Genomic DNA, 18,285 nt, shown 5'->3' on the forward strand with positions numbered 1-18,285 from the left:
ATGAGTTGTCGGTGCGCTCTGGTGGAATGCCTGGGTGAGTGAGACGGCAACACGCAGCAAGGTCACCATTCCGCGGGCGCGGTTGGTGCACCGAACTGCGCCGTCTCCGATACCCCGAACGTGGGACGAAGGGACGGCGCGGCTGTTCGCTCCGCCGTCAGAAGATCCGTTTCAGCTCGCATTCGGCCCGGCGTCATTCGGCTCCGCGTCATTCGGCTCGGCGGCCGCCTGGAATCCCTGGCAGGTGCTCGGCAGCCCAGGAACCGGCAAGACGTCCCTTCTCGTGGATCTGGCAGTGCAGAAGATCTCCGGTGGCGAAGATCCTGAATCGGTCCTCGTGCTCACCCAGTCACGCCGGGCAGCGACGCAGGTCCGTGAGCAGATCACAGCCGGATTGCTCGGGTACGAACAAGAACGCGGACCGCAGGCAACTCGTGAGCCGTTGGTCCGCACCGTTCACTCCTACGCCTTCGCCGTTCTTCGGCTTCAAGCCGCAGCACACGGCAACGCGCCGCCGCGCCTGATCACCGGCGCCGAGCAGGATTCGGTGCTGCGCGAGATGTTGCGCGGCGACATCGAAGACGGTGCACTCCGGTGGCCGGAGCGCCTGCGACCCGCGCTGGGCTTGAACGGCTTTGCCGTCGAACTCAGAGACCTGATGCTGCGTGCCAACGAACGCGGACTCGGTCCCGAAGATCTGGTCAAGCTCGGTAAGAAGCGCGGCCGACCAGAGTGGGTGGCGGCCGGCCGGTTCGCCGAGGCTTACGAGCAGGGTGTGCTGCTGCGCGGAAGCGTCGGCGTCGAGGCTCCGGAGGCCACAGCGCCGGCACTGGACGCGGCCGAGTTGATCGGCGCCGCGCTGACCGCGTTTGCCACCGACCCCGAGCTGCTCCGCTCCGAGCGCGCCCGTATCCGGCACCTCCTGGTCGACGACGCGCAGCACCTGGATCCCCAGGCGGCGCAACTGGTTCGACTGATCGGAACCGGAACCGCAGGCACTGTCATCGCCGGCGATCCGGATCAGTCGGTCTTCGGGTTCCGCGGTGCGGATTCGGCGTTCCTGCTCGGACTCGCCGAGCGCGGAGACGAGCGCCAGATCGTCCTGCCCACCACGTTTCGAAACAATGCCGACGTCGCGTCGATCTCGGCCGAGATCGCTGCGCGGCTGCCCGGCAACCTCGCTCACCGCATCGCGGTTCCGTCCGATCTCACCGATGAGGACCCCGGACGGGCGTCGGTGCGTGTTCTCGGCACGACGGCCAAAGAAGCGGCAGTTGTCGCAGATACCTTGCGCCGTGCGCATCTGCTGGACGGGATTGCGTGGTCCGACATGGCAGTCGTCGTGCGGTCGGTCCCGCGCACCCTTGCCCCTCTCCGGCGGGCCCTGCTCGCAGCGGGGGTGCCCGTCACCACTGCTGCCACCGAATTGCCGCTCGCCAGACAACACGGCGTGTCCGGTCTGTTGCTGGTCCTTCGGGCGCTCGGCGGCGATCAGTTCACCGGGGACGACGCTCTGGCCCTGATGGCCGGCCCCATCGGCGGCGCCGAACCGGTCACCCTGCGCCGGTTGCGTCGTGGTCTGCGCCGCGTCGAGTTGGCGTCGGGAAGTGATCGGGACTCCTCGGAGTTGTTGCGGCTGATCCTGATCGACGAGGATCGCGCGCAGTCCAAGCGGCTCATGGGCAAACTGACGGACGTCGAGGCCGCCGCCCTGAATCGAGTGCTGTCGGTCCTTCGCAAGGCCCGGGTACCTCTCGAACGTGGTCTCGGGGTCGAGGAAGTTCTCTGGGCGGCCTGGCAGGCGACGGGACTGGAACGGCGCTGGGCGGCTGCGTCGGCGCGCGGGGGTCCTATCGGCTCACAAGCCGATCGCGACCTGGACGCCGTCGTCGCACTCTTCGACGCGGCCGCCAACTACGTCGACCGGCTGCCGCGTTCGCAACTCGCCGGTTTTGTCGACTACTTGACCAGCCAGGAGATACCGACCGACTCGCGGAGCCGATCGGTCATCGCTCCGGACGCCGTCACCGTGGTCAGCGCTCACGCCGCGGCGGGTCGCGAATGGGCGGTCGTGGCGGTGGCGGGTGTGCAGGAGGGGCTCTGGCCGAGTTTGCGGGCACGCGGATCGCTACTGCGTACCGAAGCACTGATCGACCTGGTCAACGGAGTCTCCGACGGCAGTGACTCGGCTGCTGAACGACTCTCGCGAACCGCGCCCCTGCTGGCCGAAGAACGCAGGTTGTTCCTGGTCGCCTGTAGCCGAGCTCGTCGCCGTCTGCTGATCACCGCAGTCGAATCGGCTTCGGGGGACACCGATCTGGTGCCTTCGCGGTTCGTGGACGAATTGATCCGTGGTGACGCGTACTCGGACGACCCGACTTCCGATCTCGACGTCGTTGCACCGGAGACCGGAGATACCCGGGTTCTGTCGCTGCCGGCGCTGGTCGCACAGCTTCGCAGCGTGGTGTGTGATCCCGACATCGCGCATTTCGACCCCGAGAAGCATTCCCGTGCCGCACACCAGTTGGCGCGTCTGGCTGCTGCCGGAGTACGAGGCGCTCATCCGGATCAGTGGTACGGCACAGCCGAGCCGAGCACCGCTGCTCCCATGTGGCAACCCGAGGACGGACCGGTATCACTCTCGCCGTCCACCATCGAGCTTCTCGAAACATGTCCTCTCCGATGGGTGTTCGAGCGTCATGGTGGCAGTGACGGAGACAACACTCACGCGATCGCCGGCACCCTGGTCCATACCTTGGTGCAGGCGCTGGCCGGCCGGATTCCACCGGACCAGGTCGAGAAGGCACTCGAAAATGCCTGGGAGTCGATCGATCTGGGTTCGCAGTGGTACTCGCGCCGCGAACTCAATCGAACGCGCGAGATGCTGGCGACGTTCACCGCCTGGATGAACGCGACTCGCGGTGAACTGACCGAAGTCGGCGTCGAGGTCGCGGTCGAGGGGGTCCTCGAACCGCGCGAAGAAGGAGCGCCTGCAGTCAAGCTTCGCGGCCGGATCGACCGGCTCGAGCGTGACACCGAAGGCCGCCCGGTGGTCGTCGACGTCAAGACTGCGCGAAATCCCGTCAGCAACGAGGCCGCCCAATCTCACGCGCAGTTGGCGGCGTACCAGGTCGCAGCGGCCGAAGGTGCGATAGCAGGCGAACCGGCGACACAACCCGGCGGCGCACGCCTGGTATTCGTGGCCAAGTCCAACAAGAAAGACGGTGCGGCGCAGCGAGTTCAGCCGCCGTTGACTGCCGAAGCAGTCGAGATGTGGCGGGACGTCATTCACAACGCCGCGGCAGCGACCCAAGGACCCGAGTACCTGGCCAGGGTCAACGACGGATGTAGACATTGCCCGGTGCGTTCGAGTTGCCCGGCACACGACGAGGGACGACAGGTGAGTAACTAAGTGGCTGCCGCGACGCAGAAGGCACGCCGACCGAAGATCGACCCTGTCGACCTCGCGGTCGCGCTCGGTCAGCACCCGCCGACGCCGGAACAGGCGGCAGTGATCGCCGCACCGCTCGGTCCGACATTGGTGGTCGCCGGTGCCGGTGCCGGCAAGACCGAGACGATGGCTGCTCGCGTCGTGTGGCTGGTGGCCAACGGCTTCGTCGATCCCGAGGCCGTTCTCGGGTTGACCTTCACGCGCAAAGCGGCGCAACAGCTCACGTCGCGAATCCGCAAGCGCTTGGCGCGACTGGCGGGTTCGGACGTGCTGCGGGCACTCGATCCGACCGGCGGAGTGCGTTCCCGGATTCTGGCCGGGGAACCCGAAGTCAGTACCTACCACGCTTACGCGGGACGGTTGCTGTCCGAACACGGACTGCTGTTGCCCATCGAACCCTCGGCGACGCTGCTGTCCGAGACCGAACTGTGGCAGGTTGCGCACCGCGTCGTGAGCGGCTGGGACAGCGATCTGGACACCGACAAAAATCCGGGGTCGATTACCGAAACCGTTCTGGCTCTTGCCGGTCAGTTGGCGGAGCATCTGGTCGATCCCGAGCAGCTGCTCGAGGCCCACACCGAGTTGGACAAGCTGATTCACACTCTGCCTGCCGGTCCGAAACAGCGAGGTGGGCCGAGTAAGGAGTTGCTGAACTACCTTGATGTGCAGCACAAACGCATCGAGCTTCTGCCCCTCGTCGCCCGGCTTGGCGAGACGTTGCGGCGCGAAGGAGCGCTGGACTTCGGAAGTCAGATGTCGCTGTCGGCGCGGGTCGCTTCCGAGCATCCCGAGGTCGGGCAGACCGAGCGTGAGCGCTTTCGGGTGGTTCTTCTCGACGAGTACCAGGACACCGGCCACGCTCAGCGAGTGTTGTTGTCGTCGTTGTTCGGCGGGGGAGCAGACGGCCGGTTGGCGTTGACGGCCGTCGGCGATCCGATGCAGTCGATCTACGGTTGGCGCGGCGCGTCGGCGGCCAACCTGCCACGGTTCGCAACCGATTTCCCGCTCGTCAACGGAAAGCCGGCTCCGACACTCGAACTGCTGACCAGTTGGCGCAACCCGCCGGAGGCTCTCGAGCTGGCCAACCTGTCTTCGGCGCCGTTGCGTCGACGCGGCGTGGCCGTCAGCACTCTTCGTGCGCGGCCAGGAGCCGTCGCCGGAGATGTTCGACTGGCGTTGCTCGGTGACGTCGAACAGGAACGTCAGTGGGTGGCGGAGAAGATCGCCGAAGAATACGAGGCGGCACGTGCCGAAGACCGCCCGACGCCCACGGCAGCAGTGTTGATCCGCCGAAACGCGGACGCTGCCCCGCTGGCCGAAGCTCTGCGGTCCAAAGGTCTGCCGGTCGAAGTGGTCGGCCTCGGTGGGCTTCTGCACACACCTGAGGTGGCGGACGTGATCGCCATGCTCCGAGTGGTCGCCGATCCACTGGCGGGCAGCGCAGCGGTTCGGCTACTCACGGGAGCGAGATGGCAAATCGGGGCGAAGGACCTCGCCGCACTCTCGCAACGCTCCCGCGAGCTCGCCATCTCCGCGGGATACGGAACGGCAGGTGCGGTCACCGACGCCGAGGCGCTCACCTCGGCGGTCCACGATGCATTGCCGGGGGAGAACGCCGAGCAAGCAGGTTTGGTCGACTCGATCTCCGATCCGGGTCCGGCGGAACGCTATTCAGCCCTCGGGTACACACGCATCAACGCGATAGCAGCAGAGTTGGCGTCGTTGCGCGAACGCATCGGCCAACCGCTCACCGAATTGGTGGCGGAGGTCGAGCGGGTGCTCGGTATCGGAATCGAGGCGGGAGCGCGGACCCGAGTCGGTGTCGTCGGCACCGCAGGCCGTGAGCATCTCGACGCGTTTGCCGACGTCGTCGCCAATTACGCGACGCGTCCGACGGCCAATCTGACCGGGATGCTCGCATTCTTCGCGGCCGCCGAACAGATCGAGAAGGGCCTCACCCCCGGCGAGGTGGAGGTGGCGCCGGATCGCGTGCAGATCTTGACCGTGCACTCGGCGAAGGGGCTGGAATGGGAAGTGGTCGCGATCCCGCATGTCAGCGACGGGGTGTTCCCCTCGTCCACCGCGTCCGGGTCCTGGCTCGGTGCGCTCGCCGAACTGCCACCGTCGTTGCGCGGTGACCGGGCGGTCGACGCGGATTCGGCGGACGGCGTGCCAGTGCTCGACCTCGAGGAGTTGTACAACCGCAAGGACCTCGAGAACGCGATAACGGCTCACAAGAAGGCACTGTCCAACCGTCGACTGGACGAGGACCGTCGATTGTTCTACGTCGCGTTGACCAGAACCGAACGGGCACTGTTCATCTCGGCTCATCATTGGGCGGAATCCGGTTCGGAACCGAAGGGGCCTTCGGAGTTCCTGGACGAGCTGCATCAGATGGTCACTGCCGAAAACGACGGCGGTGAAGACGGTTCACTCGGTGCGATCGGCGTTGTGGAGGAATGGGCGCCGGCACCGGAACCCGACACCGAGAACCCGTTGGCCTCCACGCCCCGGACGGCGCAGTGGCCACCCGATCCGCTGGGTGCGCGCCGCGGTGCCGTCGAGGCGGGAGCCGCGAGCGTCCTGTCCGCTCTCGCTTCGCTGCCGAAAGACAGCGAAGAGACGGAAGAACCGGAGGACGATCCGGAAAACTGGGCATCGGATGTCGACGTTCTCTTGGCCGAGCGCGAAGCCCGGGCAAAAGCGCGTGCCGAAGTGATTCTCCCCGCCCAGCTTTCGGTGACTCAGCTCGTCGACCTCAAAGCCGACCCGGACGAACTCGCGGCACGTCTGCGTAGACCACTGCCGTACCCACCGAATCCGCTCGCTCGGCGAGGCACGGCTTTTCACGCCTGGATCGAGCGAAGGTTCGGTGCGACCCGGCTGTTGGATCTCGACGAACTACCCGGCGCCGCGGATACCGGCGCGGGCCCCGAGACCGATCTGGTGAAACTTCAAGATGCATTCCTGCGGTCCCCGTGGGCCAATCGCAGCCCGATCGAAGTGGAGGTTCCCTTCGAGACTTCTATCGCGGGAACGGTTCTGCGGGGCCGGATCGATGCCGTGTTCGCCGACCCGGACGGCGGTTGGACGGTGATCGACTGGAAGACCGGTGCCGAACCTTCGGCCGCCAACGAGGACGCGGTTGTAATGCAGTTGGCCGCGTATCGAGTGGCCTGGGCCGAATTGATGTCTGCCAGAGCTCGTTCGGCGGGGCGCAACGAACAGTTCCCGGCAGACAAGGTGCGCGCGGCGTTTCACTACGTGCGATCGGGTCGCACCATCGCCCCCGAGAACCTGCCGGACGGTGAGGCTCTCGCGCACCTCATCCGAACGGCAGGCGCGCAGGACTAGCCGGCGTTTCGACGAGCCTTGAGCGCTTCGGTCACCAGCGGAACCTGCAGGGGGAGACGTGCGATCGAACCGATCTTCTGCGGTGTGGACGTCTTCGGGCTTCGGCACCAGTCGATCGCCATCTGAATGTTGGCGGGGAAGACGGCAACAAAGAGCGCGGCGGCAAGGCCCGCACCGAGCTTGCGAGTCTTCGGCACGGCCAAGGCCGCGCCGATCGCCAATTCCGCGACGCCCGACACCTGCGTGTAGGTGCGCGCCTGACCGGGAAGCTGGCGGGGAACGGTGCTGTCGAAGAAGGAGGGCGCAACAAAATGCATGGTCCCGGCGCCGAGAAGGATGGCCGACAAACGAAGAGCGGCTGCTTGGCTGGGAGTGGACGTCGAACTGGTGAAAGGCATTTGCCCAGCCTGCCTCACGGTGGACCTTCTTGCCAGTAACGGCACCACTACCGGTCCGCTATTCGGCGCCCGAGTTCCGAAGTCGATCTTCGAGGGTTACGCTGCCTGCCGATGTCCGTGTAGGTATTTCGTAAGTTCGAGTGAGAGAGTCGATGTATGGCCGGTAAGCTCCGGGCGCGTTTGACCAGGTCGGAAGCATTGACCGATCAACCTGACTTCGCCCTTGTCGGGGTGCTGCGAATTCCCCAGCTGCAGACCAGTCCAGCTCGGGCGATCTACAAGCGAGTTCTCATCGCATTGGGTGCTCTCGGCGCCGCCGTGTTGATCGTGTACATCGATCGTGCGGGCTACCGTGACGCTCAGGACAACGAACTTTCCCTGCTCGACTGCATCTACTATGCGACGGTTTCGCTCTCGACCACCGGCTACGGCGACATCACCCCGTTCACGCCGTCCGCGCGCCTGGTCAACGTCCTGTTGATCACGCCACTTCGAATCTTCTTCTTGATCGTGTTGGTCGGCACCACACTTTCAGCTCTGACCGAGAGTTCGCGTCAGGCGTTCAAAATTCAGCGTTGGAGGCAGCACGTGCGTAATCACACCGTCGTCGTCGGATACGGAACCAAGGGACGCACGGCAATCGAAGCCATGCTCGGGGACGGTGTGCCGGCCTCGGAGATCGTGGTCGTCGACACCGATCAGGCCGTGCTGGATTCCGCTGCCAGCAAGGGGTTGGTGACGGTATTCGGTTCGGCTACGAAATCGGATGTACTCCGGTTGGCGGGCGCGCAGAATGCGTCGTCGATCATCGTGGCAACCAACCGCGACGACACCGCAGTGCTCGTGACGCTGACAGCTCGGGAAATTGCGCCGAAGGCCAAGATCGCCGCAGCCATCCGTGAAGCCGACAATGCGCATCTCCTGCGTCAGTCCGGCGCAGACTCGGTGGTCGTCTCGTCGGAGACGGCCGGCCGACTCCTCGGCATCGCGACCACGACGCCGACCGTCGTGGAGATGATCGAAGACCTGCTGACTCCGGAAGCCGGATTCGCGATCGCCGAGCGTGCTGTCGAGCGTGACGAGGTCGGTGGCTCTCCGCGTCATCTCTCCGACATCGTGCTCGGAGTCGTTCGCGACGGTCGTCTGGTTCGCGTCGGTTCGCCCGAGGTGGACGCCGTCGAGGAGAACGATCGCCTGCTGTACATCCGCCGCGTCACGAACTGAGTGCTACCGAGCTTCGTGCGCGCAGTAATGTCGTGAGCGTGAACGACTTCCAGCTGACCGAAACACCTCTGCTCTCACGTTCGAGCGTCGGCCGCGCCGAGGAATTGCGGTCGGACGCCGCTGCACTGACCACGGGCTGGGCGGATGCGCTGCTTCTACGGGTGAATTCACGGGGGCAGGTCAAGGTGTCGCCGGAAGGTCAATTGGTCTTCGCCGAGGCAACCGAGTTGGGACCCGAACCGGTGCGCGGTGCGGTGTTCCTGGGAATTCGCGAGAATCGCCACGTGTGGGCAGTGCGGGTGTCGCTGCTGGCGGGCACGTTGTCCGAATTGCGGATGCTCGGCGGAACACTCGACGACGCGGACGCCGGCCTGTTGACCGGTGCCGTCGCGATTCTCAACTGGCACGACAGTGCCGGATTCAGCGCTATCGACGGCGCACCGAGTGAGCCCACCATGTCCGGCTGGTCTCGCATTTCCACGTCAACGGGCCACGAGGAGTTTCCCCGAACCGATCCGGCGGTCATCTGCCTGGTGCACGACGGCGGCGATCGAGTTCTGCTCGCGCGTCAGCCGACCTGGCCGCAGCGGCGTTTCTCGATTCTCGCGGGATTCGTCGAGGCCGGGGAGTCGCTCGAAACGTGTGTTGTCCGCGAGATCAAGGAAGAAGTCGGTATCGACGTGCACAGCGTCCGATACCTCGGCAGCCAGCCCTGGCCGTTCCCGCGCTCGGTGATGTTGGGTTTTGCCGCAATCGGCGATCCCGCCGCTCCGCTGCTGTTCGCAGACGGCGAGATCGCCGAGGGCACCTGGTTCACCAAGGACGAGGTGCGCGCCGCTCTCGAACTCGGCGACTGGGGTTCGGAAGCGGACGCGCCACTGCTGCTGCCCGGATCGATCTCCATCGCTCGCGGAATGCTCGAGAGCTGGGTCAAATAAGGGCTGGGTCAAGTAGCAGCCGGAGAAGACCTACAGACCCAGGGCCTGCTTGACCTGGTTGAGCGACGGGTTGGTCGCGACGCTGCCGTCGCCGTACTTCACGGTCGGAACGACATGATTGCCACCGTTGACGCTGCCGACAAAGTCAGCTGCTGCCGGATCGTTCTCGATGTCGATCTCGGTGTACTCGATCCCCGACGCGTTGAGCTGCGTCTTGAGGCGGCGGCAGTAGCCGCACCACGTGGTCGAGTAGATGGTCAGGGCAGGCGCGTTTTCGGTAGAAGTCACGGCCGATATAACACCACGACCGAGAGCGTTGTTCCGTATCGGCCCGTGTTCTCTTGCCCACATACCGTCGGGCGCGGCGATTGGAGTGTCGGAACGTCCTGCCATGATGGTGCCCATGCCTGCGGACACCGGACTGGATCCAGAACAATCGGCCGCCGTGCTCGCGCCACGCGGCCCGGTGTGCGTCCTCGCGGGCGCTGGAACAGGCAAAACCCGCACCATTACACGTCGGATCGCTCATCTGGTTGCCGACGGCCATGTGTCGGCCGGTCAGGTACTTGCGGTGACATTCACAGCTCGTGCGGCCGGGGAAATGCGTGGGCGTCTCCGTGAGCTGGGCGTCGGCGGGAGTGGGCCGCAGGTCCAGGCTCGAACCTTTCACGCCGCTGCTCTCCGGCAACTGAAGTACTTCTGGCCGCAGGTTGTCGGTGACACGCCCTGGCGTCTGCTCGACCGAAAGTTCGCAGTTGTCAGTAGCGCCGCAGCTCGGGTGGGATTGTCCACCAGCACGGAAAGCGTCCGGGACCTCGCCAGCGAAATCGAATGGTCGAAGGCTTCGCTGATCGCGCCGGAGGACTACCCACGAGCGATCGCCAAGATTCGCCGTGAGGCACCGGTCGACGCCACCAAGGTGGCCCAGGTTTATGCGGCATACGAAGAGCTGAAGGCGCGCGGCCAGGACGGCATGCTCCTGGACTTCGACGATCTCCTACTTCACACAGCGGCAGCTCTCGAAGAGCATTCGACGGTCGCCGACGAGTTCCGCGAGCGGTATCGCTGCTTCGTCGTGGACGAGTATCAGGACGTCACGCCGCTCCAGCAGCGTGTGCTCGACGCCTGGCTGGGGGACCGCGACGACCTGACCGTGGTGGGCGATGCGAATCAGACCATCTACTCCTTCACCGGCGCCACCCCGAACTATCTGTTGGACTTCTCCCGCAAGTTCCCCGAGGCGACTGTCGTCCGGCTCGAACGTGACTACCGCTCCACACCTGAGGTCGTGTCGTTGGCGAACCGCGTGATCGGTGCGGCGCGCGGGCGGATCGCCGGGACGCGTCTGCAGCTGATCGGGCAGCGCGCACCGGGACCCGAGCCGGAGTTCATGGAGTTCGACGACGAGCCGGCCGAGGCGCTCGGCGTTGCGCGGGCGATCAAACGGCTGATCGCGGCAGGCACCCCCGCCGCCGAGATCGCTGTTCTGTACCGGATCAATGCCCAGTCCGAGGCGCACGAGCAGGCGCTCACCAAGCTCGGCATCCCGTTCCAGGTGCGCGGTGGAGAGGGCTTCTTCACCCGTACCGAGGTCCGTCAGGCAGTGGCGGCGCTGCGCCAGGCTGCCGGACGCGACGACCTCCCCGAAGGTGCAGACAACGGCGAAGCGCTGGTCTCACTCGTTCGCGCCGTACTCGCTCCGCTCGGCCTGACCAACGAGGAGCCTTCGGGTACGCAGGCACGCGAACGCTGGGCGTCGCTCTCGGCTCTCGTGGCGCTGACCGAAGAACAACTCGTCCACGAACCCGAACTCACGCTCACCGGGCTCCTGCAAGAGCTCACGGCCCGAGCCGAGGCGCGGCACCCACCGACAGTGCAGGGCGTGACGCTGGCTTCGCTCCACGCGGCCAAGGGACTCGAATGGGATGCGGTGTTCCTGGTCGGCCTCAACGACGGCACCCTGCCGATCCAACACGTTCTCGGCGACGCCAATTCGGGCGCCGACGACGTCGCGGTGGAGGAGGAGCGTCGACTTCTCTACGTGGGGGTGACCCGCGCTCGTGAGCATCTGCAGCTGTCGTGGGCGCTGGCCCGCAACGAGGGTGGACGCAAGTCCCGTCGCCGGTCGAGGTTCCTCAACGGACTCATCCCGGAGGACTCGCCTGCCTCGCGCGTCGCCGCGCCGTCGTCGGGAAACAAGAAGCGTCCGCGCTGCCGCGTGTGCGGTAAACCGCTGATCGGGACGTCGGCGACAATGCTCGGACGCTGCGAGAAGTGCCCGTCCAATGTCGACCTGGAATTGCTCGAACATCTCAAGGCCTGGCGTCTGGACAAATCCCGTGAACTCAAAGTTCCGGCCTATGTCGTCTTCAGTGACAACACACTGATGGCTATTGCCGAACAACGACCACAAGACAATCGTGGACTGGTCTCGATTCCCGGAATCGGGCCGAAGAAACTCGACAATTTCGGCGAAGACGTACTTGCTGTCATTCGCGGTGAACTGCGAGCGGCAACACTCGATATCTGACAACACATCTGAATCGACAACCGTGAGTTACATAACCGCAGGTCAAAAATAGGTTGTGCAGATTCGAGAGATTCTCTACTCTGGTTTTCAGTGGTACGGGGCAACCTGTGCGCAGAAACTATCCGGACCGACACGAAATGGAGGTGGCAAATAAATGACGAACTTGATCTCTTACGAAGCGTGCGCAAGCGCAAAGTTCGCTGTTGCCGCCCCCATGCTGCCGCGTGCAGCGGGATGGGCGCAGCATGCGTTCCGCCTGCGCCCTCAAGCAGCAGCAAAGAAAGCAGCTGTCGAGTCCGTGTTCTTAAGCCATCGAGGTATTTCTCGGTAGGACACATCCGTTCACTTACGGCCACGGACCCGCAGCCCCTGCGGACCGTGGCCTTTGTGTTGGATACCCCTCTTGATCTGGTTTCCGACTCGGCTCAGGTTCGCACCCATCGAACCCATATCGTGCGACACAGTTTCGCATCCGAGCACTAGGAGACCGAGTTGTCTGCCCAGACAATCCGCGTGGAATCCGAAAACTCCACCACTGCAGCAACATCCACCGACGTCACTTCGGCTGCAGTGACATTCATCGAGGTCGCCTCCACCCGCCGCGACCTGCCGTGCCGGGCATCCAACCCCGATCTCTGGTTCGCCGAAGCTCCTGCCGAACTCGAGCAGGCCAAGGCACTGTGCGCGCAGTGCCCCATCCGTTCCCGTTGTCTCAGTGCGGCTCTCGACCGCGCCGAGCCCTGGGGGGTGTGGGGAGGCGAGATCCTCGATCAGGGGGCCGTCATAGCGCGCAAGAGGCCGAGGGGGCGCCCACGCAAGCAACTCGTGTGCGCGTGAGAGCTCTATTCGGCGGAGCTGGTTTCATCCAGAACCGGCTCCGCGAACCCTGGCAACCAACGAGTCAGGATTTCCATGTACGGGGCATATGCGTCCAACTGGGCGCATATGCCGACCGAACCGAGAAGAACACGGAAGATCATCAAATACTCGGCCGGAAGGTTGAGTGCACGGGCCGTTCGAAATTGCGCACTGTTGAAGTCAGTGGCGGTTCCGGCGGCCTTTTGCAGCCAGGACCGAGTGAAGTGAAATGACTCGGTCTGGATCGGGTCGGTGAACGGGCGCAGGTAATCTGCGATCTCCTTGTCGGTCACCGTGCGCCCGGGAATCACGAAACCGTTGGCGCGCAACAACTCCGTCAACTCGTCGAATTGTTCCTCGACCGCCAAGCGCACCATCGACCCGAGAACCCGTGGCAGTCCGTTCGGGAACGGCGCTGCAGCACCGAAGTCGATGACGCCGAGTCGGCCGTCCTCGAGAAGCATGAAGTTGCCGGGGTGCGGATCACAGTGGAGCAAGCCGACGCGTGCCGGAGACGCGAAGTGGAACTCGGCGAGTAGCGCACCGGCAGCATTGCGCTGATCCGGCGTTCCACTCTCGATGATTCTGGTCAACGGGGTTGCCGTCATCCATTCGGTCACGACTACTTTCGGCGCGCTCGCAACGACGTGCGGGATCACGAACTGCGGATCCCCGTCGAATTCTTTCGCGAACGCTCGCTGATTGTTCGCCTCGATCCGATAGTCGAGTTCTTCCTCCGTGCGGGCGGTGAACTCCTCGATCACAGGTCGCACGTCGACACCGGGCATGACCGAACCGAACAGGCCGGCAAATCTGCCCAAGGTCTTGAGATCGGCGCGAAGAGCTTCGTCGGCGCCGGGGTACTGAACTTTCACGGCTACGTCACGGCCGTCCGCCCAGACGGCTCGGTGAACCTGCCCGATGCTTGCCGACGCGGTCGGTTCGTCGTCGAACGACTGGAATCGATCGCGCCACTTGGTTCCGAGTTGCTGGTCGAGCATCTTGTGTACTTGCTTGGTCGGCAGCGGCGGGGCAGCGGCCTGGAGCTTGTTCAGCGACTCGCGGTACGGTTCCGCGAATTCCTCCGGAATAGCCGCCTCCATGACGCTGAGCGCTTGCCCCAGCTTCATCGCGCCGCCCTTGAGTTCGCCCAGCACCGCGAACAATTGCTCGGCAGCCTTCGCGCTCAACTGTGCGTCGATCTCTCCTTTGTCGCCGCCGGCGAGCTTGCGTCCGAAGCCCATGGCGGCGCGACCGGCCATCCCCAGGGGGATGCTCGCGAGTTTGGCAGTACGGGCAGAACTCTTACGTGGGATCTCGGACACCACACCATCATGTCTGACTGGGGCGTCCTTTGCCCGAAACAGGTGCCAGGTATTGGCAACTGCAGGATATTTGCCGAGGCCAGCGCCTCGTTGTGATTCGATACGGACGGAGCGCGATCTCGAGCGTCGACGACAGACTGGCTGCGGATGAAGCACCGCGCCGGTCCACCACACCGAGAGCCGCGTCGATCTCGGCCAGTGCCAGCGCGACACTTGCGTGGATCATCGCCGATTCCGCGTGGCCCGCGCTGCCGAGTAGCTGTGCGGACAGATGAAGCCAATGAGGGTCGAGTTCGGATCGGATGATGTCGGCGCACCGCAGGCAACTCGACTGACCCGGCAGGACTAGAGGGCCGACCACACCGTTGCCGTCCCGGATGCGGACGGAAAGGTGGGGGAGTCCGCATCGAACGAGATCGCTGACCAAGCGAGGATCTGTGACGACGTCGTCGGCCAAGACCACCAGTTGTTCGTTCCACGTGCGCACGACGTCGGTATTGCGATACCCGCGCGAACGTCGCGTGGTGATCCCGCCGGTGACGAGGGCGCGGTCGACGGCGTCCGAGAGCGGGCCGGCGCCGTGGATCCGGACGGACGCGGCGCTTGTGCCGGCAGTGCGGACGAATCCGGAATCGGCGAGTTGCTCGAGCAACGCCTCCGTCACCGACGTCGAAATCCCGCGCTTCGACGCTTCCCAGAGGATGGTGGCGCGGGATCTCGAGCCGTCCATCGTGCGAAGGATCGACTTCACCGCCCGCGCATCGACCCCGACAGGCAGCGTCAGCAGGACGGCGCGTCCGGGTGTCCATCCCAGCTGCAGCCGACCGTCCGGGCGTGACAGAACAGCGATCCGCGGATCCCATCGGGGTCCCACGGATCGCTGTGTGTTCTGGGTCGTGCTGTCGTGTATCGCGCTGTTCTGCGTGTCACCGGTCATCGCTCGATGCTGGCATGACGCGCGGCCGGCGAGTCCCCTTCAGCGGCAGTTATCCACAGGCCGTCAGCTTGGCTGAACTGCGAAAATGTATCGAGAAGGAATTACTTCTCTTCGTCGTCCTCACGGGTCTTGTCCATCGCTGCCTCAGCCGCACGCTCTTTTGCCTCGACGGCTTCGAGCTGGGCGATCGGGTCGTCGAAATTGCCGGCTTCGCCGCCGCCGAGGACACGGGCGACAAATCCGTCCGGTGCGTCGAGATCGCTCGAATCGGGCATGAGGTCGGGATGTGACCAGACGCCGTCACGAGTATCCATACCGGCTTCCGCAGTGAGCTTCTGCCACAATCCGGCCGCTTCACGGACCTTACGAGGACGAAGTTCCAGTCCGACGAGCGTCGCAAAGGTCTGTTCGGCCGGTCCACCGGTGGCACGGCGACGCCGCAGCGTCTCGCTCATCGCGGCGACACCGGGCAGTCGCTCGCCGAGTGCGGCGGTGACAACCGTCTCCACCCAACCCTCGACCAGCGCAAGCAGTGTCTCGAGACGCTCGAGAGCGGCCTTCTGCTCCGGTGTGTTCTGCGGCTCGAACGTGCCCTGCTGCATCAGCGCTTCGAGCTTGCTCGGATCGGTGAGAGCAGACGGGTCGAGGTCCTTGGCGAATTCTTCCATCGCCGAGAAGTCCATCGTGATCCCGCGGGCGTACTCCTCGACTGTCGCGAGGACGCGCTGGCGCAGCCACGGAACGTGACTGTAGAGGCGCTGATGAGCTGCTTCCCGCGCGGCGAGGAACACGAGAACTTCCTGATGCGGCTGTTCGAGACCCTCACTGAAAGCCTGAACCGCAGCGGGGAGGAGGGCCGCGGTGCCTTCGGGTCCGAGGGGCAAGCCGATGTCCGTGGAGGAGAGCACCTCGGTGGACAGTTGGCCAAGTGCCTGGCCCAATTGCGAGCCGAACGCGAGTCCGCCCATCTGGCCGAGCATGCCCAGCATCGGGCCCGCCATCTGCTGCGCTTCGGCAGGAAGTCCCTGGACCCACATGCCAGCTACCTTCTCGGCTACCGGATCACAGAGTCGCTTCCACGTGTCGATCGTGTTGTCGAGCCAGTCGTTCGGAGTCCAGGCGAGGGTGCGGCTCGCTCCGGCGGGGAGCGTTGTCGCGGCGTCCAGCCACATCTCTGCCAGATGCGCTGCGTCGGCGATCGCCTTGACGTTGCCCTCGGTGATCGGTGTGACCGATCCGATCTGTTGGCGTGCCAGCTTCTTGGCGATGTCGTAGTTCACCGGGCCGGACGAACCGCCCTGGCCCATCGACGAGCCCATTCCGCTCAGCATCTGACCGAACTGGGTGAGCATCTGGCCGAGTTGAGCCGGATCGAATCCCTCACCGCCCGCGCCGAACCCGAACGGCATGTCACCACCCCCGAACGGATTGCCACCCGCCGCGTTCTTGTCGCGATCGGGATCGTCGTCGGAGTTGGAGAAGCCGAACGGCATATTGCTCATACCTCAACGGTACAAGGCTCGAGCGGTCGGAGTCGCCCTCCGAGTCACGCTGACGGCGAACACGCACGGCGCTCAGGCGGTGCGATCGGTGCTCCGGCGCCTTCGCGCTTTACTCTGGATCAGGTGAATCGACGGATAGTGACGCTCTTGGCCGCACTCGCACCCATCGTCGTGTTGGGAGTCGTCGGAACAATGGTCACTGTTCCTTATGTCGCGCTCGGTCCGGGCCCCACCTTCAACACGCTCGGCGACGTCGACGGTAAGCCCGTTGTCGACATCCAGGGGGCCGAGGTCGATCCCACCGACGGCAACCTCAACATGACAACGGTGTCTGTTCGCGACGGCCTCAACATCTTCGAGGCATTCGGACTGTGGGCGAGTGGCAGCAACGGACTCGTCCCGCGCTCGGAGATCTATCCGCCCGAGAAGTCGAAGGAAGAGATCCAGCAGGCCAACACCGCCGACTTCCAGCAGTCCGAGGACAGTGCCGAGTTGGCCGCACTCCACTTTCTCGGCAAGCCGGTGGCACTGACTGTTTCGAAGGTGACCCCCGATGGTCCCGCTGCGGGTGCGCTGCAAGAAGGTGATGTCCTGGTCAAGATCGGTGACACTCCGGTCACCACGATCAGCGGCGTTCAGGACACGGTCGGGGCGATTGCTCCCGGCACTCCGATCAACGTCACCGTCATTCGCGCGGGCGTGGAGACCGTTGTGCCGGTCACCGTCGGGGCGCGGCCCAACAAGCCCGAATCGGGTTACCTCGGCGTCACGCCCAACGAGGTCCCGGACGTCCCCTTCACTGTGCAGTTCAACCTCGCCGACATCGGTGGGCCTTCTGCCGGACTGATGTTCACGCTGGCCTTGGTGGACAAACTGACTCCGGGGGAGCTCAACGGCGGAAAGTTCGTGGCCGGAACGGGCACTATCGACTCCGCCGGTGAAGTGGGTCCGATCGGCGGTATCAGGTACAAGTTGATCGCCGCGTCCGAAGCAGGTGCGGAGACGTTCCTCGTGCCGGCCCAGAATTGTGACGAGGCGAAACAGAATGCGCCGGACGGGCTTCGACTCGTCAAGGTCGACAACCTGCCCGGCGCAGTGGACTCACTGGAGAGCCTCAACACCGGCGGCGACGCGCCCCGCTGCTGAAAGCAGTCTCTGTCAGTCTTCTTCGACCTCGTCGAGCGTCGCGTACAGCGCGTGCACGAGGTGAGGCGCGAGACCGTCGTAGGTGAGCAGTTCCAGGTCGCCGTACGGATCCGCATCCTCGTCGGGACGCATTTGCAACAGCGACAGCGACGGACCGTCACGCAGCACGCCGACGAACAGTCGAGCTTCGCGTCGATCGGGATGCGCGTTGGCAGTCAGTCGAGCGACCTCGTCCGCCGCGTGCTGATCGGTCAACACCGGCGCTGTGGCGTGGTCGAGATCCGATTCCGCCTCGGGCGGTAGGACGACGATTTCCTGCACCAGGATGCAACCCTGCACAGACTCGGGCCAATGCGTCGTTGCCAGGAACTCGTCGAGTGCCCGTGAACCGCCGATGATGTCCTCGGGGAGCGATTCCTGCTCGATCGGTGTGTATTCGGCACCCTCGGCGAGTTGGTCCAGCAGTCCGGGTTCGGCTGCGGCGAGCATTTCGGTGGGTACCAACGCGTACAGCTTCGGCGGTTGATCCCAGCCTTCGGCGTCGATGTGGTCGACTACTTCATGAACGCACCGGGCGAGGGCACTCGGTGATCTGCTCATATTCTCTTCACTCACACGTTCA

Annotated in this window: 13 protein-coding genes; 7 read left to right on the forward strand and 6 right to left on the reverse strand. The window is 64.7% G+C overall.

Translation table 11 applies throughout. From position 1 onward, the window contains the following. Window positions 1-34 precede the first annotated feature (34 nt). Window positions 35-3,412: an ATP-dependent helicase gene (locus tag ACWF6P_RS25260; RefSeq protein ID WP_452622925.1), complete on the forward strand. Its 3,378-nt coding sequence runs from the start codon at window positions 35-37 to the stop codon at window positions 3,410-3,412. Continuing rightward, the gene (locus ACWF6P_RS25265; protein WP_452622926.1) at window positions 3,413-6,805 is read left to right on the forward strand and encodes an ATP-dependent helicase; all 3,393 of its coding nucleotides are present in this window, start codon (window positions 3,413-3,415) and stop codon (window positions 6,803-6,805) included. On the opposite strand, the gene ACWF6P_RS25270 is transcribed toward ACWF6P_RS25265, so the two are convergent. Continuing rightward, window positions 6,802-7,203, reverse strand: a complete 402-nt coding sequence (locus tag ACWF6P_RS25270) for a DoxX family protein (RefSeq protein WP_378449195.1) — start codon at window positions 7,201-7,203, stop codon at window positions 6,802-6,804. The two genes, ACWF6P_RS25265 and ACWF6P_RS25270, sit on opposite strands and share 4 nt — an antisense overlap. Before the next feature lie 156 nt (window positions 7,204-7,359). Here ACWF6P_RS25270 and ACWF6P_RS25275 point away from each other — a divergent pair, with 156 nt between their 5' ends. Continuing rightward, entirely contained in the window at window positions 7,360-8,427 is a 1,068-nt protein-coding gene (locus ACWF6P_RS25275) for a potassium channel family protein (RefSeq protein ID WP_378449194.1), read from the forward strand. A gap of 38 nt (window positions 8,428-8,465) precedes the next feature. Continuing rightward, window positions 8,466-9,365 (forward strand): NAD(+) diphosphatase, encoded by a 900-nt coding sequence (gene nudC, locus ACWF6P_RS25280; RefSeq protein ID WP_007731249.1) that lies wholly within the window; start codon window positions 8,466-8,468, stop codon window positions 9,363-9,365. Between the two features lie 30 nt (window positions 9,366-9,395). Here nudC and ACWF6P_RS25285 read toward each other — a convergent pair whose 3' ends face one another. After that, on the reverse strand, window positions 9,396-9,653 hold the full coding sequence (locus tag ACWF6P_RS25285; protein WP_003942350.1) for a mycoredoxin: 258 nt from the start codon (window positions 9,651-9,653) through the stop codon (window positions 9,396-9,398). Window positions 9,654-9,756: 103 nt separating this feature from the next. Between ACWF6P_RS25285 and ACWF6P_RS25290 the strand changes: the two genes are divergently transcribed. Together ACWF6P_RS25290 and ACWF6P_RS25295 are read left to right on the forward strand one after the other, a co-directional pair. Further along, on the forward strand, window positions 9,757-11,895 hold the full coding sequence (locus ACWF6P_RS25290) for an ATP-dependent DNA helicase UvrD2 (RefSeq protein ID WP_003942300.1): 2,139 nt from the start codon (window positions 9,757-9,759) through the stop codon (window positions 11,893-11,895). Between the two features lie 570 nt (window positions 11,896-12,465). Next, a complete protein-coding gene (locus ACWF6P_RS25295; protein ID WP_269590699.1) occupies window positions 12,466-12,732 on the forward strand; it encodes a WhiB family transcriptional regulator in 267 nt (88 codons plus the stop codon). A 5-nt stretch (window positions 12,733-12,737) separates the two neighbouring features. Here ACWF6P_RS25295 and ACWF6P_RS25300 read toward each other — a convergent pair whose 3' ends face one another. From ACWF6P_RS25300 to ACWF6P_RS25310, 3 genes are all read right to left on the reverse strand, one after another. Beyond that, window positions 12,738-14,081: an ABC1 kinase family protein gene (locus tag ACWF6P_RS25300; RefSeq protein WP_452622927.1), complete on the reverse strand. Its 1,344-nt coding sequence runs from the start codon at window positions 14,079-14,081 to the stop codon at window positions 12,738-12,740. Between the two features lie 4 nt (window positions 14,082-14,085). Next, window positions 14,086-15,015: a hypothetical protein gene (locus ACWF6P_RS25305; RefSeq protein ID WP_452622928.1), complete on the reverse strand. Its 930-nt coding sequence runs from the start codon at window positions 15,013-15,015 to the stop codon at window positions 14,086-14,088. A 101-nt stretch (window positions 15,016-15,116) separates the two neighbouring features. Continuing rightward, window positions 15,117-16,517 (reverse strand): zinc-dependent metalloprotease, encoded by a 1,401-nt coding sequence (locus tag ACWF6P_RS25310; RefSeq protein ID WP_387404105.1) that lies wholly within the window; start codon window positions 16,515-16,517, stop codon window positions 15,117-15,119. Window positions 16,518-16,640: 123 nt separating this feature from the next. Between ACWF6P_RS25310 and ACWF6P_RS25315 the strand changes: the two genes are divergently transcribed. Further along, the gene (locus tag ACWF6P_RS25315) at window positions 16,641-17,663 is read left to right on the forward strand and encodes a YlbL family protein (protein ID WP_452622929.1); all 1,023 of its coding nucleotides are present in this window, start codon (window positions 16,641-16,643) and stop codon (window positions 17,661-17,663) included. 12 nt (window positions 17,664-17,675) lie between these two features. Here the strand turns inward: ACWF6P_RS25315 and ACWF6P_RS25320 are convergent, their stop codons facing one another. Next, complete coding sequence (locus ACWF6P_RS25320; protein ID WP_019747831.1) at window positions 17,676-18,278, reverse strand: PPA1309 family protein; 603 nt, start codon at window positions 18,276-18,278, stop codon at window positions 17,676-17,678. Window positions 18,279-18,285: the final 7 nt, after the last annotated feature.

The sequence above is a fragment of the Rhodococcus sp. NPDC055024 genome (genome assembly GCF_053608585.1).